This is a genomic window from Bradyrhizobium sp. USDA 4454 (genome assembly GCF_054822705.1).
Window position 1 is genome coordinate 5,938,058 of the sequence record NZ_JBTRCN010000001.1, and the last position, 23,965, is coordinate 5,962,022.

General features: G+C 64.6%; 23 protein-coding genes. 9 read left to right on the plus strand and 14 right to left on the minus strand.

The features are described 5' to 3' along the window. The first annotated feature begins 42 nt into the window (after positions 1-42). A complete protein-coding gene (locus tag ACVIW0_RS27625; RefSeq protein ID WP_461355217.1) occupies positions 43-801 on the plus strand; it encodes an anti-sigma factor family protein in 759 nt (252 codons plus the stop codon). Between the two features lie 389 nt (positions 802-1,190). Here the strand turns inward: ACVIW0_RS27625 and ACVIW0_RS27630 are convergent, their stop codons facing one another. Then, a complete protein-coding gene (locus ACVIW0_RS27630; protein ID WP_461355218.1) occupies positions 1,191-2,144 on the minus strand; it encodes a DnaJ C-terminal domain-containing protein in 954 nt (317 codons plus the stop codon). A gap of 124 nt (positions 2,145-2,268) precedes the next feature. Then, entirely contained in the window at positions 2,269-2,682 is a 414-nt protein-coding gene (locus ACVIW0_RS27635; RefSeq protein WP_461355219.1) for an RT0821/Lpp0805 family surface protein, read from the minus strand. An 84-nt stretch (positions 2,683-2,766) separates the two neighbouring features. On the opposite strand from ACVIW0_RS27635, the gene pdxH reads away from it, so the two are divergent. Both pdxH and ACVIW0_RS27645 read left to right on the plus strand, forming a co-directional pair. Beyond that, on the plus strand, positions 2,767-3,408 hold the full coding sequence (pdxH, locus tag ACVIW0_RS27640; protein WP_461355220.1) for a pyridoxamine 5'-phosphate oxidase: 642 nt from the start codon (positions 2,767-2,769) through the stop codon (positions 3,406-3,408). Positions 3,409-3,556: 148 nt separating this feature from the next. Continuing rightward, positions 3,557-4,309, plus strand: a complete 753-nt coding sequence (locus tag ACVIW0_RS27645) for an SDR family NAD(P)-dependent oxidoreductase (RefSeq protein WP_461355221.1) — start codon at positions 3,557-3,559, stop codon at positions 4,307-4,309. A 276-nt stretch (positions 4,310-4,585) separates the two neighbouring features. Here ACVIW0_RS27645 and ACVIW0_RS27650 read toward each other — a convergent pair whose 3' ends face one another. The 3 genes from ACVIW0_RS27650 to ACVIW0_RS27660 form a co-directional block, all read right to left on the minus strand. Beyond that, the gene (locus tag ACVIW0_RS27650; RefSeq protein ID WP_461355222.1) at positions 4,586-4,807 is read right to left on the minus strand and encodes a hypothetical protein; all 222 of its coding nucleotides are present in this window, start codon (positions 4,805-4,807) and stop codon (positions 4,586-4,588) included. 131 nt (positions 4,808-4,938) lie between these two features. Continuing rightward, positions 4,939-5,916, minus strand: coding sequence for a magnesium transporter CorA family protein (locus ACVIW0_RS27655; RefSeq protein WP_461355223.1), 978 nt, complete (start codon positions 5,914-5,916; stop codon positions 4,939-4,941). A 52-nt stretch (positions 5,917-5,968) separates the two neighbouring features. Beyond that, positions 5,969-6,202: a hypothetical protein gene (locus tag ACVIW0_RS27660; protein WP_461355224.1), complete on the minus strand. Its 234-nt coding sequence runs from the start codon at positions 6,200-6,202 to the stop codon at positions 5,969-5,971. 66 nt (positions 6,203-6,268) lie between these two features. On the opposite strand from ACVIW0_RS27660, the gene ACVIW0_RS27665 reads away from it, so the two are divergent. Further along, positions 6,269-6,946 carry a L,D-transpeptidase gene (locus ACVIW0_RS27665; protein ID WP_461355225.1) on the plus strand — a complete coding sequence of 226 codons (678 nt, stop codon included), beginning with the start codon at positions 6,269-6,271 and terminating at the stop codon, positions 6,944-6,946. A gap of 24 nt (positions 6,947-6,970) precedes the next feature. Here the strand turns inward: ACVIW0_RS27665 and ACVIW0_RS27670 are convergent, their stop codons facing one another. Then, on the minus strand, positions 6,971-8,137 hold the full coding sequence (locus ACVIW0_RS27670; RefSeq protein ID WP_461355226.1) for an extensin family protein: 1,167 nt from the start codon (positions 8,135-8,137) through the stop codon (positions 6,971-6,973). A gap of 76 nt (positions 8,138-8,213) precedes the next feature. Between ACVIW0_RS27670 and ACVIW0_RS27675 the strand changes: the two genes are divergently transcribed. Further along, positions 8,214-9,842 (plus strand): fatty-acid--CoA ligase, encoded by a 1,629-nt coding sequence (locus ACVIW0_RS27675; protein WP_461355227.1) that lies wholly within the window; start codon positions 8,214-8,216, stop codon positions 9,840-9,842. A gap of 302 nt (positions 9,843-10,144) precedes the next feature. Continuing rightward, positions 10,145-11,002, plus strand: coding sequence for a DUF1499 domain-containing protein (locus ACVIW0_RS27680; RefSeq protein WP_461355228.1), 858 nt, complete (start codon positions 10,145-10,147; stop codon positions 11,000-11,002). Positions 11,003-11,150: 148 nt separating this feature from the next. On the opposite strand, the gene ACVIW0_RS27685 is transcribed toward ACVIW0_RS27680, so the two are convergent. The 4 genes from ACVIW0_RS27685 to ACVIW0_RS27700 form a co-directional block, all read right to left on the minus strand. Continuing rightward, positions 11,151-12,068: an MBL fold metallo-hydrolase gene (locus ACVIW0_RS27685; protein ID WP_461355229.1), complete on the minus strand. Its 918-nt coding sequence runs from the start codon at positions 12,066-12,068 to the stop codon at positions 11,151-11,153. Positions 12,069-12,198: 130 nt separating this feature from the next. After that, a complete protein-coding gene (locus tag ACVIW0_RS27690) occupies positions 12,199-13,413 on the minus strand; it encodes an acyl-CoA dehydrogenase (RefSeq protein ID WP_461355230.1) in 1,215 nt (404 codons plus the stop codon). Between the two features lie 182 nt (positions 13,414-13,595). Continuing rightward, positions 13,596-14,672 carry a 3,4-dihydroxy-2-butanone-4-phosphate synthase gene (gene ribB / locus ACVIW0_RS27695; RefSeq protein WP_461355231.1) on the minus strand — a complete coding sequence of 359 codons (1,077 nt, stop codon included), beginning with the start codon at positions 14,670-14,672 and terminating at the stop codon, positions 13,596-13,598. A gap of 250 nt (positions 14,673-14,922) precedes the next feature. Next, positions 14,923-16,656 carry a cation:proton antiporter domain-containing protein gene (locus ACVIW0_RS27700; protein WP_461355232.1) on the minus strand — a complete coding sequence of 578 codons (1,734 nt, stop codon included), beginning with the start codon at positions 16,654-16,656 and terminating at the stop codon, positions 14,923-14,925. A gap of 58 nt (positions 16,657-16,714) precedes the next feature. On the opposite strand from ACVIW0_RS27700, the gene ACVIW0_RS27705 reads away from it, so the two are divergent. Together ACVIW0_RS27705 and ACVIW0_RS27710 are read left to right on the plus strand one after the other, a co-directional pair. Continuing rightward, positions 16,715-17,254, plus strand: a complete 540-nt coding sequence (locus tag ACVIW0_RS27705; RefSeq protein WP_461355233.1) for a DUF3124 domain-containing protein — start codon at positions 16,715-16,717, stop codon at positions 17,252-17,254. 62 nt (positions 17,255-17,316) lie between these two features. Further along, entirely contained in the window at positions 17,317-18,558 is a 1,242-nt protein-coding gene (locus ACVIW0_RS27710) for an aminotransferase-like domain-containing protein (protein WP_461355234.1), read from the plus strand. 7 nt (positions 18,559-18,565) lie between these two features. Here the strand turns inward: ACVIW0_RS27710 and ACVIW0_RS27715 are convergent, their stop codons facing one another. Then, a complete protein-coding gene (locus ACVIW0_RS27715; protein WP_461355235.1) occupies positions 18,566-19,846 on the minus strand; it encodes an amidohydrolase family protein in 1,281 nt (426 codons plus the stop codon). Positions 19,847-20,077: 231 nt separating this feature from the next. Here ACVIW0_RS27715 and ACVIW0_RS27720 point away from each other — a divergent pair, with 231 nt between their 5' ends. After that, on the plus strand, positions 20,078-20,296 hold the full coding sequence (locus ACVIW0_RS27720; RefSeq protein WP_050423087.1) for a hypothetical protein: 219 nt from the start codon (positions 20,078-20,080) through the stop codon (positions 20,294-20,296). A 92-nt stretch (positions 20,297-20,388) separates the two neighbouring features. Here ACVIW0_RS27720 and ACVIW0_RS27725 read toward each other — a convergent pair whose 3' ends face one another. The 3 genes from ACVIW0_RS27725 to ACVIW0_RS27735 all read right to left on the minus strand — a co-directional run bounded on the left by ACVIW0_RS27725 (position 20,389) and on the right by ACVIW0_RS27735 (position 23,821). Beyond that, positions 20,389-21,207, minus strand: a complete 819-nt coding sequence (locus ACVIW0_RS27725; RefSeq protein ID WP_461355236.1) for an aldo/keto reductase — start codon at positions 21,205-21,207, stop codon at positions 20,389-20,391. A gap of 329 nt (positions 21,208-21,536) precedes the next feature. Then, a complete protein-coding gene (locus ACVIW0_RS27730) occupies positions 21,537-23,117 on the minus strand; it encodes an alkaline phosphatase D family protein (protein WP_461355237.1) in 1,581 nt (526 codons plus the stop codon). A gap of 317 nt (positions 23,118-23,434) precedes the next feature. Beyond that, positions 23,435-23,821, minus strand: a complete 387-nt coding sequence (locus ACVIW0_RS27735; protein ID WP_461355238.1) for a hypothetical protein — start codon at positions 23,819-23,821, stop codon at positions 23,435-23,437. Between the last annotated feature and the right edge of the window lie 144 nt (positions 23,822-23,965).

The following is a 23,965-nucleotide window of genomic DNA, read 5'->3' on the forward strand; positions in this document are numbered from 1 at the left end:
GCTTGAACGATTTTCGAACAGGATTTGGCAGAGACGACTGATATGACCGACCCGAACATCCCCGTCACTGAAGACGAGCTGCACGCTTACGTCGACAACGAGCTGCCGACCGAACGCCGCGGCGATGTCGAGGCCTGGCTCGCCACCCATCCTGACGACGCGGCGCGGGTGCAGTCATGGCGCGCGATGGCCGAGACGCTGCATGCGCGCTACGACAGCGTGCTGGACGAGGCGGTGCCGAAGCGGCTCGAGCTCGAGCGGCTGGTGCGCCAGCCGCGCCGCTGGGTCTATGGCGCGGTGGCGGCAACGCTGGTCGCCTTCGTCGCCGGCGCCGGCGTCGGCTGGATCGCGCGCGGCGCTTCGGCTGCACCGTCGACCTTCCAGAGCTTCACGCTCGATGCGCTCGATGCGCACCGGCTCTACGTGGTCGAGGTCCGCCACCCCGTCGAGGTGCCCGGCAGCGAGCGCGACCATCTGCAGCAATGGCTGACCAAGCGCTGCGGCTGGGACGTCCGCGCGCCGGAGCTTAGCGGGCTGAAGCTGGTCGGCGGCCGCCTGCTGCCGGGGCCGAGCGGGCCGGCGTCGTTCCTGATGTATGAGAGCACGTCCGGCGAACGCTTCACGGTCTACACCGCCAAGGCCAAGACCGAGGCGACGCAGATGCGTTATGCCGTCCAGGGCAGCGACGGCGCGCTGTTCTGGGCCGATCGCGGCGTCGCCTATGTCGTCAGCGGCGGCACCGACCGCAGCCGGCTGAACCAGGTCGCGCAGGCCGTGTACGATCAGATGGAGAAAAGCTGATCTCCCGTAATTCTACGGGAGATCGCGGCGCGAAAATTGTGTCGTTTCGAGTAAGTGAATCCAGCCTCACTCAGCGTCCCAATTCCGACATTGAAAACTTCGATTCGCGTCATCGACGCGTCTCATTATCGCACCGGATGCTCACGCGAAGATGATGTGCGCCCGATCCGCCGATCGGCGCACGCGGCCTCGATTGGGGTTTTGTGTACCGCGCTGGTCCCCCTCTCGAGGCCGCACTCCTTTTTCCGCCATCCGGTCTGCACGCCGCAGACCGGGAGTTCGGACGGCCGGTCATCCTTTGACGCGCCCACGGCCCGGCGTCTACCCCGATAGAGTCCGGGGTAGTTGCAGTTTCGCGTCTTCGCGTCTCTGGGGCGCGCCCTCGGCGGTCAGCCGAGATCGCTGCGCGGATTATAGGGGTTACGCTCCCGCCACGTCTGCATCAATGCCTCAAGCTCGGCATCGTTCCCATCGGGGAGGATGATCCGGGTGGTGACATAGAGGTCGCCGACTGCGCCCGCTTTCGGCAGCCCCTTGCCCTTGAGGCGGAAGGTGCGGCCGCTCGAGGTGTTCTTCGGGATCGACAGTTCGACCGCGCTGCCGAGCGTCGGCACGCGGACCTTGCCGCCCAGCACCGCCTCGTAGAGCGTCACCGGCAGATCGATCCGGAGATCGTTGCCGTCGACCTTGAAGAACGGATGCGGCGCGATCGAGATCGTGATCAGAAGATCGCCGGGCGGATGGCCTTGGGCGGTGTCGCCCTGCCCCTTCAGCCGGATCTGCTGGCCGGCGGTGACGCCGGGCGGAATCTTGACGTTGAGCTCGCGGCCGGTCGGCAGGCGGACGCGCTTGTCGCCGCCCCTGACCGATTCTTCCAGCGAGACCGTCATCGCGACCGACAGATCGAGGTCGACGCCGACCCCGCCATCAAACTCGAACGGGCTGGCGCGACCCGCGCGGGCCCCGCCGCCGCGCGCGGCGTTGCCGAACATGCTGTTGAGGATGTCCTCGAAGCTGCCGCCACCCATGCCGCCGCCAGGGCCGCTGCGGAAGCTGTACTCGAAGCCACCCGGACCAGCACGCCCGCCGGCGCTGCCGCCCGGGAAGCCCTGGAAGCGCGGCTTGCCGTCGGCATCGATCTCGCCGCGATCGAACTGCTTGCGCTTGTCCTCGTCACCGACGATCTCGTTGGCCGCGTTGATCTCCGCAAAGCGGGCCGCCGCCTTCGGGTCGTTCTTGTTGTTGTCGGGGTGATGCTTCTTGGCGAGCTTGCGATAGGCGCTCTTGATCGTCGCAGCGCTGGCGCTCCGCTGCACCCCCAAGACCTCATAGGGGTCGCGCATCCGTCACGTCTCCTTCACGGGAATATCGGTTCTGGCCGGGAACCCATCCGGGGCCCACCCGGCCTTGATGTGGGGGCTCAGTGGCATTTTTGCAACTAGTCCTGGACCGGTATCCGCCGGAACCTCAGGACTTTCTCCACGGCTTCAAACTATGGATTTCCCACCGCCCCTGTCCAGCCTTGCAGGCGGCGCCCTGCAACCAGCTTTCGGTGGCTCCGTTGACATAGCTGGCGAGGAAATCCCGGCAGGTCTTGCCGTCCTCGCCCGAATAGGCCTGGGCCAGCGGCGTCACTGAGCCGCGCGCGCCGGTCTCGGGATTTTCCCAGGGCTGGCTGGAATCCTTGTCGCCCTTGGTCAGCACGTCGGAGGCAGCGTTGCGGGCGAAGGCGAGATCGCTGTCGGTCGGCGCGTTGACCAAGGTCGGGCTGATCGAGCCCGTCATATCCTTGTCGTCCATCTTGGTGAAGGCATCGGTGCGCGACAGGCTGCAACCGCCGACCACGATCAATGTCACCACCGCGCCCGCGGGGCGGATCACCGATAGGCCAACGCGCCCCCATGCCCTATATAGGGCCAGTAACGCGCTCTGTGACGCGGGCGGATGCAAATCGGGACTCCTGACATGACCGACACGACCTCCATCAAACACCCGACACCGTTAACATCGGGTGATTTCACCGCGGCGGAGGAGCCGTTCGCCCTGTTCGGCGAATGGTTTGCGGAAGCGGTCAAGTCCGAGCCGAACGATCCGAACGCGATGGCGCTCGCAACCGTCGATCCCGACGGCCTGCCCGACGTGCGGATGGTGCTGATGAAGGGCTTCGATGCCGATGGCTTCGTGTTCTACAGCCACATCGCCAGTGCCAAGGGCCGCGAATTGGCCGCAAATCCTAAGGCGGCTTTACTCTTCCATTGGAAATCATTGCGTCGCCAGGTGCGCATCCGCGGCCCCGTGACGCCGGTCACCGATGCCGAGGCCGACGCCTATTTCGCCACACGGCCGAAGCAGGCCCAGATCGGCGCCTGGGCCAGCAAGCAGTCGCAGCCGCTGGAGAGCCGCTTCGCCTTCGAGCAGGCGATCGCCAAGGTCGGCGCGAAATACGTCATCGGCGAGGTGCCGCGGCCGCCGGGCTGGAGCGGCTGGCGGATCACGCCGCAGCGCATCGAGTTCTGGCACGACCGCCCGTATCGCCTGCACGACCGCATCGAATTCCGCCGCGATGGCGCCGGCAGCGCCTGGTCGAAGGTGCGGCTCTATCCCTGAAAAACCGCGACCGTCATGGCAGGGCGAAAGTACGAAGCACGTCTTCGTGTAAGATGACCCCGGCCATCGACGGCTTGATCTTCCATCGTTCAAGGACGTCGATGCCCGGCACGATGCCGCGCATGACGAAAACGAAAGAAACCCGTCGATGACCCGCCCTTCCAATGCGCCCCGGCGCACGCTGCTCCTGACCGGCGCGAGCCGCGGCATCGGCCATGCCACGGCGATCCGATTCTCGTCCGCCGGCTGGCGCGTCATCACCCTGTCGCGGCATGCGTTCCCGGAGGTCTGTCCCTGGGGCGCCGGGCCGGAAGACCACATCGAGGTCGATCTCGGCAGCCATGACGACACGGTGCGCGCGATCTCCGAGATCCGGCGGCGGCTCGACAACGACGAACTGCACGCGCTGGTCAACAATGCCGCGATCTCGCCGAAGGCGCCCGACGGCAGCCGGCTCGGCACCATGGACACCGACATCGAGACCTGGACCCATGTTTTCCACGTCAACTTCTTCGCACCCGTCATGATCGCGCGCGGGCTGATCGAGGAGCTGAAGCACGCCAAGGGCGCCGTGGTGAACGTCACCTCGATCGCCGGCTCGCGCGTGCATCCGTTCGCGGGAGCCGCCTATGCGACCTCGAAGGCAGCGCTTGCGTCGCTGACACGCGAGATGGCATCGGACTTCGGCCGCGTCGGCGTTCGCGTCAACGCGATCGCGCCGGGCGAGATCGACACCTCGATCCTGTCGCCCGGCACCGAGAAGATCGTCGACCAGCAAATCCCGATGCATCGCCTCGGCACCCCCGACGAGGTCGCCAAGATCATCTACGTGCTGTGCACGGAGACCAGCTCCTACGTGAACGGCGCCGAGATCCACATCAATGGTGGCCAGCACGTCTGAGGGGCTGTCAATCTATGCCGCGTCGTCATTGCGAGGAGCGATAGCGACGAAGCAATCCATGTCTGTGCTTGCCGCGTGATGGATTGCTTCGCCTCGCTCGCAATGACGGGGATCGTGCGGCACAATTCGCCGCCATCCTAAAGGCGAACACAAATCGACATTTCGGGGAAGGAAGCTTCGAGGCGATCCCGGCCGCCGCCGCGGCCGTTCTGGGATTGCTTCAGGTGCAGGCCTAACACGCAGACGAGGCTTCTGCCTCCAAAAGGGCGCTGGCCCTCAGTCCGCATAGAACCGACGTGACTTCTTCTCAGTCTGCCGCAGCGTGATGTCGTTCAACGCGCTGGAGCAGTCGTCTTCGTCCTCGCCATCAAGCAGCGCAGCGCCACAGTATCGGCAAAGTCTCGGCGAGATCGCCTGCACCTTGCCTGCTGCGCGGTCCTGTTGATAGCGCGCAAAGTCGATGACGTTACGCCGTGGCGTTATGATCTTCTCAACCATTGCTGTCCTCCGGCTTCGAGGCGGGCGTTATCGCAGACAAGTTTCGCCCAAACGTTCAGCGCAACGATCAAATTTTAGGAGAGGAAATAAGGCAGAAAAGCGCGTCCCAAAACGCGACGATGGAACAAGCGCTACAGCCACTTCTTCCACTTGAAAATCCAGTACGGAACGATCGCCGCGATCAGCATCAGCATCAGCGCGAACGGATAGCCGTGCGTCCATTCGAGTTCCGGCATGATCTTGAAATTCATGCCGTAGATCGAGGCGATCAGCGTCGGCGGCATCAAGACCACCGCCATCACCGAGAACAGCTTGATGATGTTGTTCTGTTCCAAATTGACCACGCCGAGCATGGCGTCGAGCACGAAAGTAATTTTGTTGGAGAGATAGGAGGCGTGGTCGGTCAATGAGGCCACGTCACGCTGCATGGTCTTGAGTTGCTCGCGCATGTCCTTGGACCATTTCACCCCTTCCACGACCGCAGAGAGGAAGGTGACGAGGCGTCCGATCGAGACCAGGCTTTCGCGAACCTTCGAGGTCAGGTCGCCCTTGCGGCCGATCGCGATCAGGATTTGGGAATATTGCTTGGCGTGGCCGTGGCGCTCGCTCTCCGGCTCGAAGATGTCGTGCGAGACCTGGTCGATGTCGGCGCCGCAGCGCTCCAGCAGGTCGGCGCAACGGTCGATCACGGCGTCCAGCAGTTCCATCAGCACCTGCTCGCCGGTGATGCCGGGGGAACAGGCGCGGGCCAGCTTGTTCTCGACCAGCGCGAACGGTTTCGGCAGGTCGTAGCGCACCGTGACCAGGCGATGGCTGGTCAGGATGAAGGTGACCGCCGTGGTGCGCGGCATGTCGGTGTCGGATTGGCACATCAGCGTCGCGGTCATGTAGCGCGCGCTGTTCTCGATATAGAGCCGGCTGGAGATCTCGATCTCCTGCATGTCTTCCCGGGTCGGCACCGCGATCCCCGCGAGCTTCTCGACGGCCCGGTCCTCCTCCACCGTCGGGTTCACCAGATCGACCCAGACTGCGCCCTCGGGCAGCGCGTCGAGGTCGTTGGTGGCGGCCTTCTTGAGGGAGAAATCGGAGGGGACGAACACCGACAGCATCACGAACTCCGAGATACAGGGCTGGGAACAGGATTGGGCAGGACCCGCCGACTTAGCGCGATTCTGGCTGGCGCTTCATGACCGGGGCATTAACCGGGCGTCCATATTTGTGGCGGCCGGGTGGCAGTGAGGAAGGCTTCGACTCGACGACCGTTGCCTGTTTGCACAAAAAACCGACCCACACCAGAACAGTTGCGGCAAAAAAGCCACAGATCACATCCCGCGATGCGGGAAAGCCATCTAAAGTCTGGGAAGAACGGCGGGTTTCAGCGATACTGCCGTTCATGGAATCGTGGCGTTTGAGGCGTAATGTTAGCGCTTTCGGGCGCGGATTTTCGATTGGAATGTAATCATGTCGTCGCTCAAAGTTACCCTCGGGATCCTGACCGCGGGCCTGATGTTGTCGGGCTGCATGCAGGCCACGACCTACGAGGCAACTAATACCGCTGCGTTCAAGCCGCGTGACAAGGAACTGCTGGCCAAGACCACCTACGTGAAGACGCCGGTCGCCGAACCGTTCCGCCGCGCGATCGTCGAGTATCACCGCAAGGAAGCACCCGGTTCCATCGTGGTCGATTCCGACAATCACTACCTCTACTACGTGCTGAACGACGGCAAGGCGATCCGCTACGGTATCACCGTCGGCGAAGAAGCCATGGCCTGGTCCGGCATCGCCAAGGTCGGCAGCATGACCGAATGGCCGGCCTGGCACCCCACCCCCGGCGAGATCTCGCGCCTCGGCGTTCCGACCTTCGTGGCCCCGGGGCCGGACAATCCGATGGGCTCGCGCGCGATGTATCTCTACTCGGGCGGCAAGGACACGCTGTTCCGCATCCACGGCACCAACCAGCCGGAATACATCGGTTCGTCGATCTCCTCGGGCTGCATCCGCATGACCAACGAGGACGTCATCGACCTCTACAACCGCGTCAAGCTCGGCACCATCGTCGTGGTGCTGGAGCCGAAGCATGGCGACTCGCCCTACAAGCCGCAAATGGCGCTGCAGGGTGGCGGCAACGTCACCTACTGAAACGCACCAGATACGAGGACGAGATCAAAAGCGCCGGCTGTGCCGGCGCTTTTTTGTTGGCTGCGGTTGCGGCTTGGTCTCGGCTGCGCGATCGGGCGCGGCCGCATCGTCTGATTTCGCCGCATCCGGCTCATCGGCCTTGCCGCGGTCGGCCTTCGATGCGTCCGGCTTGGACACGTCCGATTTTGCGGCGACCTCGCGCGGCGGCGCCTCCTCGGGCCGCTCGGCCGGCAACAGCGGCGCGACCTGCGGCAGCGGGTCGTATACGTTCCACTGGCAGATCCGGTAATCGTTGCGACGCTCGATCAGGTCGAGATGGATGTGGTCCTCGTGGTACCAGTCCGAGCCCGGACCTAGCACGGTGGAGAAGCGGGCGCAGACCGAATGCAGCACGGTCTCGCGCAGATCGCGCGGCACGCTGCGGTCGGTCAGCGAAATCGACTTGCCGTTGGCGAGACCGAATGCGCGCACGTCGAGCGCATTGGCGCGGGCATGTTCGGAAAGTTGTGCGCCGACGACGCGATTGCGGCCGCGGCATTCGAACGAGTCGAAATTGTCGAGCTCGCTGATCCCGCCGCCGAGGCTCTGCGCCAGCGGGGCGATATCGGTGCGGACCCAGTCCGCCACCGCGGCGGCCATCTTGCAGCGAAGGATCGCCGCGGGCTTGACCGTGACCTTGCGCTTGTCCGCCAGCACGATGGCCTCGAGCCGCACCAGATCCTCGCCGCCGCAACCGCCGGCGCCGTGGATATCGGGAATGCTCGGCGCGATCGCGATCTCCTCGGTGAGCGCCTGCCGGCAGGCCGAGAACTGCGGCCTAGGCGGCTCGGCCGGTCTGGCCGCTTCGGCAGGCTTGGCGGCTTCAGTAGGCTTGGCGGCTTCGGCAGGTGCGGCAGGCCGCTGCGTCGCCGCCGCAGGCTGTTCAGGCTCAGCGGTCGCCGGCGCCTCGGCGGGACGCGGCTTCGGCAGCGGCACCGCTGCGGAACGGCGCACGGCCTTGTGCGCCCGGTGCGGCCGGGTGCCGAACAAATCGTCCCACGGGAAGCTCGGCGCGCCGCGGGCGGCCGCCGCGGGGCCCGCTTGCATGCCAAGGCACAGCAGCGCGGCGGCAGCGGTAACCATTGCCGCGCAGCCGCGACTAAACGCGCCACCAGGCCATTTTCGGCTTGCTTTCTCCGCGCTACAGTTCATGTCAGTTCCATGATTTTACTGCCGGCCGTCCAAGATGCCGGCAGATCATGCGTGAGGATCGAGGAGGGATTTGCGTATGCTTGGCTTGATGCAAGATTGGCCGTTGCTGTGCCACAAGATTATTGAGCACGCCGCGAAATATCACGGCACGCAGGAAGTCGTGACGCGGTCGGTCGAAGGCCCGATCCATCGCACCACCTACGCCCAGATCCATGCCCGCGCGCTGAAGGTGTCGCAGAGCCTGGAGCGCGACGGCATCAAGCTCGGCGACCGCGTTGCCACCATCGCCTGGAACACCTGGCGCCACCTCGAGGTCTGGTACGGCATCATGGGGATCGGCGCGATCTGCCATACGGTCAACCCACGACTGTTTCCGGAACAGATCGCCTGGATCGTCAACCACGCCCAGGATCGCATCGTCATCACCGACCTCACCTTCGTTCCGGTGCTGGAGAAGATCGCAAGCCAGCTGCCGAGCGTCGAGCGCTACGTGGTGCTGACCGACAAGGCGCACATGCCGCAGACCACGCTGAAGAACGCGGTCGCCTATGAGGACTGGATCGCGGCATCCGACGGCAAGTTCGCGTGGAAGACCTTCGACGAGAACACCGCGGCGGCGATGTGCTACACCTCCGGCACGACGGGCGATCCAAAGGGTGTGCTGTACTCGCACCGCTCCAACGTGTTGCACGCGCTGATGGCCAACTCAAAGGACGCGCTTGGCACCTCCGCATCGGACACAATGCTTCCGGTGGTGCCCTTGTTCCATGCCAACAGCTGGGGCATCGCCTTCTCGGCCCCGTCGATGGGCACCAAGCTCGTGATGCCCGGTCCGAAGCTCGACGGCGCCTCGGTCTACGAATTGCTGTCGACCGAGAAGGTGACCCATACCGCCGGCGTGCCGACGGTGTGGCTGATGCTGCTGCAATACATGGCCGCCAACAATCTCAAGCTGCCTGACCTCCAGATGGTGATCTGCGGCGGCTCGGCGATGCCGCGCTCGATGATCAAGGCGTTCCTCGACATGGGCAGCCAGGTGCGCCACGCCTGGGGCATGACCGAGATGAGCCCGCTCGGTACGCTGGCGACGCTGAAGCCGCCGTTCACGGAGCGCACTGGCGAGGAGCGGCTCGACATCCTGCAGACCCAGGGCTATCCGCCGTTCGGCGTCGAGATGAAGATCACCGACGATGCCGGCAAGGAGCTGCCTTGGGACGGCAAGACTTTCGGCCGCCTCAAGGTCTCCGGTCCCGCGATCGCCAAGGCCTATTTCCGGGTCGACGCCAACATCCTCGACGAGGCCGGCTTCTTCGACACCGGCGACGTCTCCACGATGGACGAGCACGGCTACATGCGGATCACCGACCGCTCCAAGGACGTGATCAAGTCCGGCGGCGAATGGATTTCCTCGATCGATCTGGAAAACCTTGCGGTCGGCCATCCCGCGGTCGCGGAAGCCGCCGTGATCGGCGTTCATCACCCCAAATGGGACGAGCGGCCGCTCCTGATCGTGCAGCTCAAGCAGGGCCAGAGCGCCACCCGCGAGGACATCCTGAAGTTCATGGACGGCAAGATCGCCAAATGGTGGATGCCCGACGACGTCGCCTTCGTCGACGGCATTCCCCACACCGCGACCGGCAAGATCCTGAAGACCGCGCTGCGCGACCAGTTCAAGGACTATACCTTCCCGACCGCCGCGGCGTGATGCTTCACCCTCCCTGGAGGGGGACGAGACGAGCGAAGCTCGCACCGGGATCGGGTCGCATGACCCGCAGCGGAGTGCGGACCGAGGTTGGGCCGGCACGCCGCCGGCTCCTTTGCATGGGGTTGTTTTCGATATTTTGGCGGTGCGCCCCCGCGGAGGCAGGCTAGACGCGATAGCGCCCATTCCAGGGGAGACAAGAACACCGCCCAAGTCCCTTGAATTCGCCGCAGCTCCGTGGTCTCACACGATGATTGGCGGCGGCTGAGGTCGCCCGAGGACATCAACCGGCAGATTTACCGACGATGGCGCGCAGGTTTTCCGCTCCCTACCAGCAGGAGCCCGTGTCCGGTCTTGCCACCTGGTCGCGCAACCTTGCGATCTTCTCCGTCGTCGCGGTGGTGGTCTCGATCCTGATCGTCCGCTTCGGGTTCCTGGAGGTCAAGCCGGCGCTGGCGACCTTCTTCGGCGCGCTGGGCCTGGCCGGCCTGTCGGTCCTGCTCGGGCTGGCCGCCTTCGCCGCGATCTGGCAGAACGGCACCCGCGGCATGGGCCGGATCCTGCTCGCGTTCCTGATCGACGCCGCGATCCTCGCCTACCCGGCCTACCTGACCTATCAGTACCGCAAGCTGCCGCGGCTCTACGACGTCACCACCGACGCGATCGACCCGCCGAGATTCGAGGCGCTGGCGCGGCTGCGCACCGGGGAAGGCACCAATCCCGCCGCCTACGCCGGCCTCGCTTCGGCCGAGCGGCAGCGCGCCGCCTATCCGGACATTGAGACTGTCGAGCTCGAGGTCCCGGCCGACCGCGCCTACGAGCTGGCGCTGCGGCTGGTCAACCGCCGTAAATGGCTGGTCATCGACGCCCGCGCCCCGCAGCCGCCGCGCAATATCGGTCGTATCGAGGCGGTGGCGCGCACGCCGATCATGGGCTTTCGCGAGGACGTCGCGATCCGCGTGACGCCCGACGACGAGGATTCACGTGTCGATATCCGCTCGGCCTCGCGCTATTTCGACACCGATCTCGGCAGCAACGCCGCGCGGGTCAAGAAGCTGATCGAGGACCTCAACACCGCCGCCGAAAACGACAAGGACAAGCCGGCGAAGAAGGCGGTTCCGGTCGCACCCAAGGCGCCGCCGGCGAAGACGGTGAAGAAGTGACGCGATAGCGTCATTCCGGAGCGCGCCAACGGGTCCGCGCAAAGCGCGGCCCGATGACAGGCTCCGCGCGAGCCCGGAATCCATTTCACCAAAGAGTTTGCGGCCTGATGGATTCCGGGTTCGTGCTTCGCACGCCTCGGAATGACGGCTACGCCAACCGGTACGTGCCGCCGATCACCGGATCGCCGTCGGTCGCCACGACACCGCGCGCGACCAGATCCTCCAGATGCGCCAGCACCGAATAGCCGGCGGCGTTGGCGAGGCGCGGATCGAGCCCGATATAGATCGCCCGCACCATGGTCGGGATGTCGGCCTCGCCCTTGCCGAGCCGATGCAGGATCGACGCCTCGCGCGCCCGGCGATGCCGCGCCAGGAAGCGGACGTAGCGCGGGCCTTCCGGGATCTCCGGGCCATGACCGGAGAAATAGAGCTGCTCGGGGCGCTGCTCCAGCCGCTCCAGCGAGGCCATGTAGTCGATCATCGAACCGTCGGGCGGCGCCACGATCGAGGTCGACCAGCCCATCACATGGTCGCCGACGAAATTGATGCTGCGCTCGGTCCATGCGAAGGCCAGGTGATTGGCGGTGTGGCCGGGGGTGGCGACGGCTTCCAGCGTGAAACCACTGCCTTCGATGACGTCGCCGTGCTTGACCTGCACATCGGGCCGGAAATCGCGGTCAGCGCCGGATTCCGGATTATGCTTCTCGCTCTCGAAGCGCGGCCGCGAGGCGCGGTGCGGCCCCTCGGCGTAGACCGGCGCGCCGGTCGCGGCCTTGATCCGCGGCGTGTTCGGCGAATGGTCGCGGTGGGTATGGGTGACCAGGATATGGGTCACGGTCTCGCCCTTGACCGCATCGAGCAGCGCCCTGGCATGCGCCTCGTCGTCGGGACCGGGATCGATGATCGCGACCTTGCCTTCGCCCACGATGTAGCTGACCGTGCCGGTGAAGGTGAACGGGCTCGGATTGTTGCAGAGGACGCGGCGCACGCCGGGGCGGACGTGCTCGACCACGCCGGGCTTCAGCGGAAAATCGCGGTTGAACGGGATGTCGTCGTTGTCGGCCATGGGGACCTCTTGGCGTCATTCCGGGATGGCCCGTCAGGGCCAGACCCGGAATCCCGAAGTGAGGGAAAAGAATACGGCTCGAGATTCCGGGTTCGCGCTTATGCGCGCCCCGGAATGACGACTTGATTCCTTACGAGAACGCCTGGATGCCGGTGATCGCGCGGCCGAGGATCAGCGCGTGGACGTCGTGCGTGCCCTCATAGGTGTTCACCGTCTCGAGGTTCGCGGCGTGCCGCATCACGTGATACTCGATCTGGATGCCGTTGCCGCCGTGCATGTCGCGCGCCATGCGGGCGATGTCGAGCGACTTGCCGCAATTGTTGCGCTTGACGATCGAGATCATCTCGGGCGCCATCTTGCCCTCGTCCATCAGGCGGCCGACGCGCAACGAGGCCTGCAGGCCGAGCGCGATCTCGGTCTCCATGTCGGCGAGCTTTTTCTGCACCAGCTGGGTGGCGGCGAGCGGCCGGTTGAACTGCTTGCGGTCGAGCGTGTACTGGCGGGCGCGGTGCATGCAGTCCTCGGCGGCGCCGAGCGCGCCCCAGGAGATGCCGTAGCGGGCGCGGTTGAGGCAGCCGAACGGGCCCTTGAGGCCGGAGACGTTGGGCAGCAGCGCACTTTCCGGCACCACGACGTTATCGAGCACGATCTCGCCGGTGATCGAGGCGCGCAACGAGAGCTTGCCGCCGACCTTCGGCGCCGACAGGCCCTTCATGCCCTTCTCGAGGATGAAGCCGCGGATCTGGTTGTCGTGCGCGGCCGACTTGGCCCACACCACGAACACGTCGGCGATCGGCGCGTTCGAGATCCACATCTTGGCGCCGTTCAGCTTGTAGCCGTCGGCGACCTTCTCGGCGCGGGTCTTCATGCCGCCGGGATCGGAACCGGCATCCGGCTCGGTCAGGCCGAAACAGCCGACCCATTCTCCGGTCGCGAGCTTGGGGAGATATTTCTTGCGCTGGCTTTCGTCGCCATAGGCGTAGATCGGATACATCACGAGCGACGACTGCACCGAGTTCATCGAGCGATAGCCAGAGTCGACGCGCTCGATCTCGCGGGCGACGAGGCCGTAGGCCACGTAGCTCGCATTGGCGCAGCCATATTCCTCGGGCAGCGTCACGCCGATCAGGCCGAGCTCGCCCATCTCGTTGAAGATCTCGCGGTCGGTCTTCTCTTCCAGATAGGCCTTGGTGACCCGCGGCAGCAGCTTGTCCTGCGCATAGGCCCGCGCGGTGTCGCGGATCAGGCGCTCGTCTTCGGTGAGCTGGTCGTCAAGCAGGAAGGGATCATCCCACTGGAAGCTGGCGGCAGCCGGCTTGTCCTTGGACTGGGGGCGCACGCTCATGAAACATCCTTTCGCATGATCACTCGGAAATTGGCGGATAAATTAAAGCGCTCAGCTGCGGAGCGCAATTGGTGATCCTCTCACCGTCATTCCGGGGCACGTGACAGCGTGAACCCGGAATCCAGCGGTTAGGAGGCTTGAGATTCCGGGTTCTCGCTTCGCGAGCCCCGGAATGACGCGTGCTAGGTCTCCAGCTTCTCATTCGACACGATCTCGATGCCGAAACCGGACAACCCCTTGTAGTCGTGCACCGACGAGGTCAGGTGCCGGATCGAGGTGATGCCGAGATCGCGCAGGATCTGGGCGCCGACGCCGACCTCGCGCCATTGCTTGTTGCGATCGGCTTCCGCCGACTTCTGCTCGCCGACCGGCTCGACCGGAACACCGGCGGCACCGTCGCGCAGATAGACCAACACGCCGCGGCCGGCAGCCTCGAAGTGTCGCAACACGGCTTCCATGCGCGCCGGCCCGGTGAACAGGTCCTTGACGATGTTGGGCTTGTGGAGCCGCGTCAGCACGTCCCGGCCGTCGCCGATGCCGTTATAGACGAAGGCGGCATGCATGATCTCGTCGAACGGCGAGCGATAGGCATAGCCCTGCAGCGGGCCGATCGGGCTCTCGGTGGTGAAGGTCGCGACCCGCTCGATCAGCTTCTCGCGCGCCTGGCGGTAGGCGATCATGTCGGCGATCGTGACGTGCTTGAGCTTGTGGCGGGCGGCGAATTTCGCCACCTGCTCGCCCTTCATCACGGTTCCGTCGTCGTTCATCAGCTCGCTGATGACGCCGACCGGCGGCAGGCCCGAGAGCCGGCACAGATCGACCGCGGCTTCGGTATGGCCTGAGCGCAGCAGCACGCCGCCGTCGCGAGCGATCAGCGGGAAGATGTGGCCGGGGCGCGCGAAGTCGTTGGCGCCGGCATTGGGATTGGCGAGCGCGCGGCAGCAGGAAGCGCGTTCCTCGGCCGAAATGCCGGTGCCGCCATCGGGCTTGTAGTCGATCGAGACGGTGAAGGCCGTGGTGTGATTGGATTCGTTGTGCGCCACCATCGGGTCGAGCCGCAGCCGGCGGGCATCCTCGGTGGTGATCGGCGCGCAGACGATGCCGGAGGTGTGGCGGATGATGAAAGCCATCTTTTCCGCCGTGCAGAACGACGCCGCGACGATCAGATCGCCCTCGCCTTCCCGATCGTCGTCGTCGGTGACAACGACGAGTTCACCTTTCGCAAAGGCTTGCAGCACTTCCTGGATCGTATCGGCCATTGTCCTGACATCTCGCTTTATGCAGGCAGTGGATTAGCCGGGTTCCGATGGCAGCGCCAGTATCATTATGCAACCCGCCATGCGTTTGGCAGGCATACCACGCCGCTTCACCTCTCCCAAAGGGAGAGGTCGGATTGCATCGTCAGATGCAATCCGGGTGAGGGACCGCGCACCCTCGTGGGACCTGAGCCCCTCACCCGCGCTTTCAGCGCGACCTCTCCCCGATGGGGAGAGGTAAGAGAAAGCTCCCTTACGGCAGCACTTCGCGCCGATCGGCGAGCTGGGCGTCCAGCTCGGCGCGCTTGTCGTCGAGCAGGCCGGCATCGGCCGCCTCGATCACCGAATAGAGCTCGGCAGCGTCGCTGAGCCGGGTCACGGTCACGTAGTCGGCGCCGGCCGCGTAGAGGTCGTCGACGCCGCTCAGGAGATCCGCGGTGGCGACAATCCGCGCGGTCGGATTGAGCGCGCGGACATGGCGCACCAGCTTCTCATTGTCGGCGCCGACCAAGAGGAAATCCGGCACGCTCAGGATGATGATCTCGGCCTTGCCGATGCCGGCATGGACCAGCGTGTCGACATTGCTGATGTCGCCATAGATCACGTGCATGCCGCGGTCGGACAGCGTGCGGAACACCAGCGGATTGAAGTCGATGACGCTGATTTGCTCGAGCAGCGACTGGTTCTGCCGCTCGATCTGGCTGATCAGCGCGCTCGCCGCGCGGAAAAAGCCGAGGATCACGATGCGCCGGATCTCGCCATGTCCACCCTCCTGGCCGCCCTCGCCGCGGCCTTCGCCCACATGGTCGAGATCGCGCAGCCCGATCCGCTTCAAGGGCCCGATCAGGCCGCGCACGATCTGGTCGCTGCGCCCCATCGCGAAGGTTGAGAGCACCGCCAGCACCACGAAGGCGAACGAGGCCGCGCTCGCGGTCGCGGTCCCGATATGGTTGGCGGCGATACCGGTCTGGATCACCACCAGCGAGAATTCGGAGATCTGCGCCAGATTGATCGCCGGCAGCAGGCTGGCGCGCAGCCCCTGCTTCATCAGGTAGAGCGGCGTGAATGTCGTGACCAGGCGGCTCACCACCGTGAACGCCGCGATCACAAGCGCAAGCCCGATCACCTGCAAGCCCGGGATCGGGATCGTCATGCCGAGCGCGACGAAAAACAGCGTGATGAAGAAATCCCTGAGCGTCGTGACCTTGGCGGTGACGTCGAGCGCGTAGGGAAAGGTCGAGATCGAGACGCCCGCGACCAGCGAGCCCATCTCGCGCGACAGATGCAGCCGCTCGGCGATCTCGCCGATCAGGAAGCACCACGCAAGCGCGCCGAGCAGCACGAGCTCGGGCCGGCGCGCGATCTGGTGGAACAGCCGCGGCAGCACATAGCGGCTCAGCACGAGCGCAGTCGCGACCAGCACCGCAACGCGGGCGATCGACAGCAGCACGACGCTGATCTGCAGATTGTCGAGACTCGGTTGCACTGCCAGGAACAGGATCGCAAAGATGTCCTGCAGCACCAGCACGCCGAGCGTGATGCGGCCCGGCAGCGTATCGAGCTCGCGCTTCTCGTAGAGCACCTTGACGATGATGACGGTCGAGGACAGCGCGCAGGCGACGCAGAGATACACCGCGTCGAACTTGCCGCCGCCGATCGCAAGGCCGATTCCGGCAAAGAACGCGGCGCCGATCAGGCAGCCGCCGATCAGCTCGCCGGCGCCGGCGAACAGGATGACCTTTCCGGCACGGATGATCTTCTTGAGGTCGATTTCCAGCCCGATCATGAACAGCATGAAGATCAGGCCTAGCTCGGAGATGACGCTGATCGATTCCTGGGACTTGACCCAGCCCATGCCGAATGGACCAATGAAAAAGCCGGCGATAAGGTAAGCCAGTATCAGCGGTTGCCTGGAGAAATGGGCCAATAGCCCAATTCCCCAGGCAAACAGGATACAGAGCGTGATATCGGGAATCAGTTCATGCATGCGTCAAAGACTTCCTTTGCCGCAACCTAGAGGGCCGGGCGTGAGGATCAACCTAGCAATGTGTCACATCCGCGCAGGCGGCATTTTTCTGGCAGTTCTGCTCTGCCTGCTCACCGTGCGGGTGACGGAGGCGCTAGCACAATCCTCGGCGGGTCTTGAACAAAATTTTGCGAACTCGCTGACGGCGGTGCCGGAAGGCCTTACTGCCGGCGGTGCGTTCTACGTGCCGGTGTATTCCAGCGTGTCGATGAGCCAGGGCAAGCTCAGGGCCGATTTCTCGGTGACGCTGAGCGTGCACAACGCCTCCGAGACCAAGCCGCTGGTGCTGAAGCGGATCGCCTATTTCGACACATCAGGCAAGATGGTGGAGAGCTACCTCAAATCGCCGATCGCGCTAAAACCGTTTGCGACCGTCGAGGTCGCGATCGCGACCACCGATACCCGCGGCGGCACCGGCGCGAATTTCGTGGTCGATTGGGCCGCCGCCGGCGAGATCGCGGAACCGGCAGTCGAGGCCCTGATGGTCGGCAGCGTCGGCGCCGGGCACTATGCCTTCATCAGCCAGGGCCGCCCGATCAGACTGACCGGCAAGAATTGACTTCACGGACGGCCGCCGACGTGCGGCCTTCTCAACGATAACAACACGGAGCGAAACGTCCCATGTCCACCTCAGCCCAGTTCGATTTTGCATCACTGCTCCCGGCTGGCCTGCCTGCACCGTCCGCGCGCTGGACCGGGCTCGCCAAATACAGCTTCGTCGGCGGCAACAACGATCCCGACCAGGTCCCGGTCGACGGACTATTGGAGGCGGTCAACGCCGTGCTGAAGCGCGAGGGGCGGAATCTCGCGACCTACAACCTCGCGCACGGGCCGCAAGGCTATCTGCCGCTGCGCCAGTTCCTCACCGAGAAGCTGAAGCGCGATGCGGGAATTGCCTGCACGCCGGACGAGATCATGATCGTCTCCGGCTCGCTGCAGGCGCTCGATCTGGTCAATCAAACCCTGCTCGCAAAGGGCGACACCGTGCTGATCGAGCAGGAGACCTATCAGGGCTCGCTGAACCGGCTCACGCGGCTCGGCGTCAACGCGGTCGGCATTCCCCTCGACGCCGATGGCATCAGGATCGATGCGTTGGCGGCCGCGCTCGCCGATCACAAGCAGCGCGGCATCACGCCGAAATACATCTACACCATCCCGACCGTGCAGAACCCGACCGGCTCGATCCTGCCCGAAAGCCGACGCGCCGAGATGCTGAAGCTGTCGAAGGAATACGGCGTGCCGATCTTCGAGGACGATTGCTATGCCGATCTGATCTGGAACGGTCAGCGGCCGCCCGCGATCTACGCCATGAGCACGCATGGCGGCGTGATCCATATCGGCTCGTTCTCGAAATCGATCGCGCCGGCGCTGCGGGTCGGCTTCATCGTCGCGCCGTGGGAAATCATGTCGCGGATGCTGCCGCTGAAGACCGATGCCGGCTCCGGCGCGCTGGAGCAGATGGTGCTCGCGGAATATTGCGCGCCGCATTTCGCGACCCACGTGCCCAAACTGACGCGAGGACTGCGCGCAAAACTCGACACGCTAATGGAGGCGCTCAACGAGCAGTTCGGCACTGCGGCCGAGTTCGAGGCACCGAAGGGCGGCATTTTCCTCTGGGTCAAGCTGCCCGACAATGTCGACACGTTGAAGCTCTATCAGGCCGCACTTGCGGCCGGCGTCTCGATCAATCCGGGACCGGAATGGTCGACCAGCAAGGCGCATTCCGGCAGCCGGCTGCGGCTCTGCTTCGCGAGCCCCTCGCACGAGCAAATTCGCGAGGGTGTCGCGGTGCTGGCCGAGGTGTGCCGCAAGGAATTCGGCGTGCCCGCGCGTAGCAGCAATGTCGAGAAGCGCGGCTCATGATCCGCGCTCACCTCACCGAAAACGGCGCCTGATAGGGCCTTCCGAACGGCACGCCGTTGACCACGGTTTGCACCGGCTTCAGGTGCTGATTGCCGTCGCGCCTGTTGTTGCGGGTGTCGACGAAGGTGACGGGACCTTCGACGAGATCCATGATCGCGACGTCGCCGGGCGCGCCGCGCTGCAGCGTGCCGATCTTGGGCGCCCGGTTGATGATCCGCGCCGGCGCCGAGGTCGCCATCGCGACGACCTGATCCAGCGAGGAGCCCATCGCCAAGAACTTGCTCATCACGTTCGGCAGGAACGGGATGCCGGGCGAATTGCCGGAGAAGACGTGGATGTCGGAAGAGATCGTGTCGGGTGTGCAGCCCGCCGGAATTGCGATCTCGGCCACCGTAAAGTCAAAACTGCCGCCGCCATGGCCGACGTCGAACAGCACGCCGCGCTGCTTCGCCGCGAGCGCTGCGGGCAACAGCTTGCCGTCCTGCACGATGTTGGTGAAGGCGCCGGACATGTTCGGCGCGCCGGAATAGGCATGGGTGAGGATATCGCCCGGCCGCAGCAGATCGAGAATGTCGGACATCAGCTCCTTGGTCTCGACGCCGCCGATATGCACCATCATCCGCGCCGGCCAGCCGCACATCTCGCACGCCTGGATGCCGCGCTTCAGCGGCTCGATGCCGTGCTTGAAGATGACGTTCTCCGACATCCGCACCTTGACCCCGATCAGGAAGTCCGGGTTCTCGGCCAGCGCCATCGCGCAGGCTTCGACCTGGGCGTTGTCGATGTTGTAGAGCTCGGCCACCGGGAACGCCGACAGGCCGTTATTGGCGATGTGGACGAAAGCATAGATCCGCGTCCGCGACTGCGCCACGATGAAGCGTCGCAGCGCCGCGAGGTTGTTGACGCCGGCGTCGCCAGCCGAGACCACGGTAGTGGTGCCCTGGAATTGCACCAGCTCGTCGGCGGGAATGCCGATCGCGGATCCATAGGGGTAGACGTGGCAGTGCAGATCGACGAGGCCCGGCATCACGAGCTTGCCCGACGCGTCGATGATCTTGCTGGCGCGCGCGGCCGGAATCTCGTCCTCGATCCCCTCGATCAGGCCCCAGCGGATGCCGATGTCGCGCTTGCCGCGCAGCGACTGGCTGGGATCGATCACGTCGCCACTCTTGATCACGAGGTCGAACTTGTCGTCCGGCCCCATCGCGGCTGCGGCCGGCCCAGCAATGGCGGCAGCAGCCGCCGATCCCGTACCCTTCAAGAAATCCCGGCGTGAAAATTCGCTCACCGCAACGTCCCCCCGAACATTGATTTTCTGGTGCGATGATGCGTCGGACGCAGTAGTTAGGCAAGGCCGCCGAAGGAGGCGATGACGCTTACCTATCGGTTGTGCAGCGATCGCAAGGCGAGCGCTGCACCGCAAGAGTTGCTGAACAAGCGTTCAGAAAACTCGTCCAGTTCCGGAGGAACGTTTCGATGCCTGCACGGTTTTCTCGTCACATCATTTGAGGAGGATGACATGAAAAAGATTGGTTTTGTTCTTGCGGCGATTGGCACGCTTGCAGTGGCCGTTCCGTCGATCGCGAGCGCCGAGACCGTCGTGATCAAGCGCGGCCATCACCATCACTGGGATCGCGGCTGGGGTGCGCGCGCCGAGATGCGCCATGACCGTGGTTGGCATCGCGGCTGGCATCACGACCATGACCGCACGGTCGTGATCCGGCGCGATCGCTACTAATCACCGACACATCCAAGAGTCCGACACAACGGAAAATGGCTCCTCGCGGAGCCATTTTCTTTTTCAGCTTTCTTGTTCGGTGGTCGACGGGTTCAGTCCCACGCCGGGGCAAATCCCGGATTGACGCAGCGCATGTCCTTGCGCAATGCCGCAATCGCCTTGCGATCGTCGTCGTCGAGTCTGACCTTCAGCGCGTCGAGATTGGCCTGCTGGCTTTCGGCACGCGAGGCTTTCGGGATCGCCGCGACGCCGTCCTGATCGAGCAGCCATTTCAGCGCCACCTGGGCTGCGGTCGCATCATGCTTCCTACCGATTTTCGCCAGCGTCTCGTCGGTCGCGAAACGGCCCTGCGCCAGCGGGCAATAGGCCACCAGCGGGATCGATTTCGCGGCGAGATATGTCCGCACCGGGGTCTGGTCCAGCATCGCGTGATATTCGATCTGGTTGCAGGCGATCGGCGCCTTGATCTCTTCGACCACGGTCTTGAGCAGCGCGGTGGTGAAATTGGCGACGCCGATGGCACGGACGCGGCCCTCCTGCTTCAGTCGCATCAGTGTCTCGAACACCGCCGGCAGCTTCATATTCTTCGACGGCCAGTGCACCAGATAGAGATCGACATGGTCGAGCCGCAGCTTCTTCAGGCTGGCGTCGAACGCGGTCCGGATCGCATCCGGCGCCAAATTCTCGTGCCAGACCTTGGTGGTGACATGCAGGTCCTTGCGCGGGACATTTGAGGCAGTGATCGCCGCGCCGATCGGCTCTTCATTGGCGTACATCTCGGCGGTGTCGATGTGCCGGTAACCGAGCCCGAGTGCGCTCTCGACCGCCGCGCGGCAGGCATCGCCCTGCATGCGGAAAGTGCCGAGCCCGAGCCGCGGCAGGCTGATGCCCTGTGTCTGCAGATTTTCCATGGATAGCTCCTGACGCGTGGGACGCCGAAGAAATCGACGACGTCACGCCAGCAAATCGTTTCGTGGGAATGAAATTGGCAGGACTGCCAGCGCACAGTCTGCCCGCAAACCGCCCCTTCGGGCAAGGGCGCAAGCAATCAAGATGTCGCGACGGGACTGGTGGTGGGGCTAGTGTCCCGAATCTGAAGTTCGCATCACTTGCCGCACCTTCGGAGCGAACTGCGGATTCGATAGGGACACTAGCAAACTTATGATTCTAGTGTGCTTTATGAATGCGAAGTTCGTGAAAGTGGCTGCCGCGAGACCGTATGAACTTCGCATTCAGCACACTAGATGTGCTGCGCCATGATCTGGCCGGGCCGCGCGTCCGGCCTTGGCTCGATGACGACCGACCAGAGATCGTGGTTGTCGACGTCCTTCAGCGTCACCGTCATCACACCGGTCTTGCCGTCGATGTCGACGCGGCCGAAGAATTGCAGGCCGAAGCAGGGCGCGAGATTGTCGCCCTGCTCGGCGGTGCAGCCCTTCTGGTAAATCGCCTTCGGGCCGAAGGTGTTGTCGAGCGCGCCCGGCGACCAGGTGCCTGCATGCAGCGGGCCGGAGACGAACTCCCAGAACGGCTCGAACTCCTGGAACACGGCGCGGTTCGGATCATAGTAATGCGCCGCGGTGTAGTGCATGTCCGCCGTGAGCCACACCGTGTTGCGGATGCCGGCGCGCTTCATGAAAGACAGCAGATCGGCGATCTCGTGCTCGCGCCGCTCGGGCGGCCCGTCGCCGAGCGCAACCGCATCGAGGCTGATGAGGCCGATCGGCAGATCGGCCGCGATCACCTTCCAGACAGCGTCCGATGCCGCCAGCTCGCGCTTCAGCCAGGCAAGCTGGCTTTCGCCGAGAATAAAGGTCTGCTCTGGATCGCCCTGCTTGTTCCAGCTCGAATCGCGGTAGGAGCGCATGTCGATGACGAAGACGTCGAGCAGCGGCCCGTAAGCGATCTTGCGATATACCCGGCCATCGCGCTCCGGCATCAGCCGCATCGGCATGAATTCGTGGAACGCACGCCGCGCCCGCGCCACCAGCTTCGCATTGCCGTCGGCGTCGTAGCCGGTCGCGTCGGCGGTGCCGATCGGCGACCAGTCGTCCGCCACCTCATGGTCGTCCCACTGCGCGAACACGGGCACCTCGGCATGGAAGGCGCGGAAATTCTCGTCGAGCCAGTTGTATTTGTAGTTGCCGCGAAACTGCTCAAGAGTCTGCGCGACGACGGATTTCTCAGGGGTGACGATGTTGCGCCAGATCTCGCCGTTCGGCAGCGCCTGCTCCGACGGCACCGTGCAATCCGCATAGATGTGATCGCCGGAATGGATGAAGAAGTCCGCCCGCTCGTTCAGCATGGTGCGATAGCTCCGCAGGCCGCCGCGCGCGGGGTCGATGCCCCAGCCCTGGCCGACGACGTCGCCGGACCAGACGAACGAGACCGAGCGGCGGTCGACAGGCGCGGTGCGGAAATGGCCGATGCGGCTTTCGCCGACAAGGCCGTCGCGATCCTCGAAGCTGACGCGATAGAACAGGTCCTGCCCCGGCGGCAGGCCATCCAGCAGCAGTTTTGCGGTGAAGTCGCGTTCCGGCAGCGCGTCGGCGGTCGCGCTGCGCAGGATGCTGCCAAAGCTCTCGACGGAAGCGCATTCGATCCGCATGCGCGCAGCGCGATCGGCGCGGGCCCAGATCACAGCGGAATCGCCGGCGACGTCGCCGGACTGGATCCCCGCGATCACGGGCCGATCCACGGCCCGGCTCAGATAGGGCCTTGCCAGCGCGCCCAATCCAGCGAGCGCAGCCGTCGACGCCGAGCGCACCAGAAGTTGACGCCTTGTAAGGCCTCGCCCCCTTGCGGAGATCGCTGTCGGCATCGAACAACCTTCGTCGAATCGCAACGAAGGTTTTGCCTGCGCCGTTTGACTCCGCCCTGACGGTTTCTTGACTCTCGGCCGACGGTTTTACGACGGCGGGATGACTTAGGGGATTCTGGGAATGGCATCGAGCAACGAGCGCTCACGCGCCAAACCCGTCATCCTGAGGAGGCGCGTCGCGCCGTCTCGAAGGATCGACGGCCCGGCGCCCGGCTACTAGATCGGGGCCGTGCATCCTTCGAGGCTCGCTCCGCTGCACCTCAGGATGACGGGATAGCTGTCCAGGCGAATGAGACAACCAGAAGCGCCGCCGCCTCTCACCGCTGCCAGTTGCAGATGCCGCCGGTGCGGCACGGCCAGGTCTGGATTCGCGTATCGCGGGCTTCGGCATCGAGCGGGTTGGAATGCCGACGCGCGAGCTTGGCGCGAGCAGGAACGTGCGCGACTGCGCGCTTCCGCTCTCGCGGTGCCGTCTCGCGCGGCGTCGTCACCTTGGTGGTCCACACCGGCTTCTGCCGCTCGACCTTCGGCTCCTCAACCTTCGGTTCGGCGGCTGCACGCTGATCCGGACCATGGTCGGCCTTCGCCTCGACCGGAACCGGCTCGAACTGCGCCGGCGGGCCAAGCGGCTTCGGCGACAGCACGGCCCGGGAGAGATCGAGGCTGAAGAACTCGCTCGGGCGGTAGTCATCGGCCAGCGCCACACCACCCCATGCCAGGCACGCAGCGCAAACAGTTGCAACCAAAACGTTTTTCAGGACCGTCAAAAGGGCCTCCTGAAATCACTCGAACAGAACAGCCATCATGTAGGAACCCGGCCGCGCGAATCCAGCCGCTGGTTGCGGGCA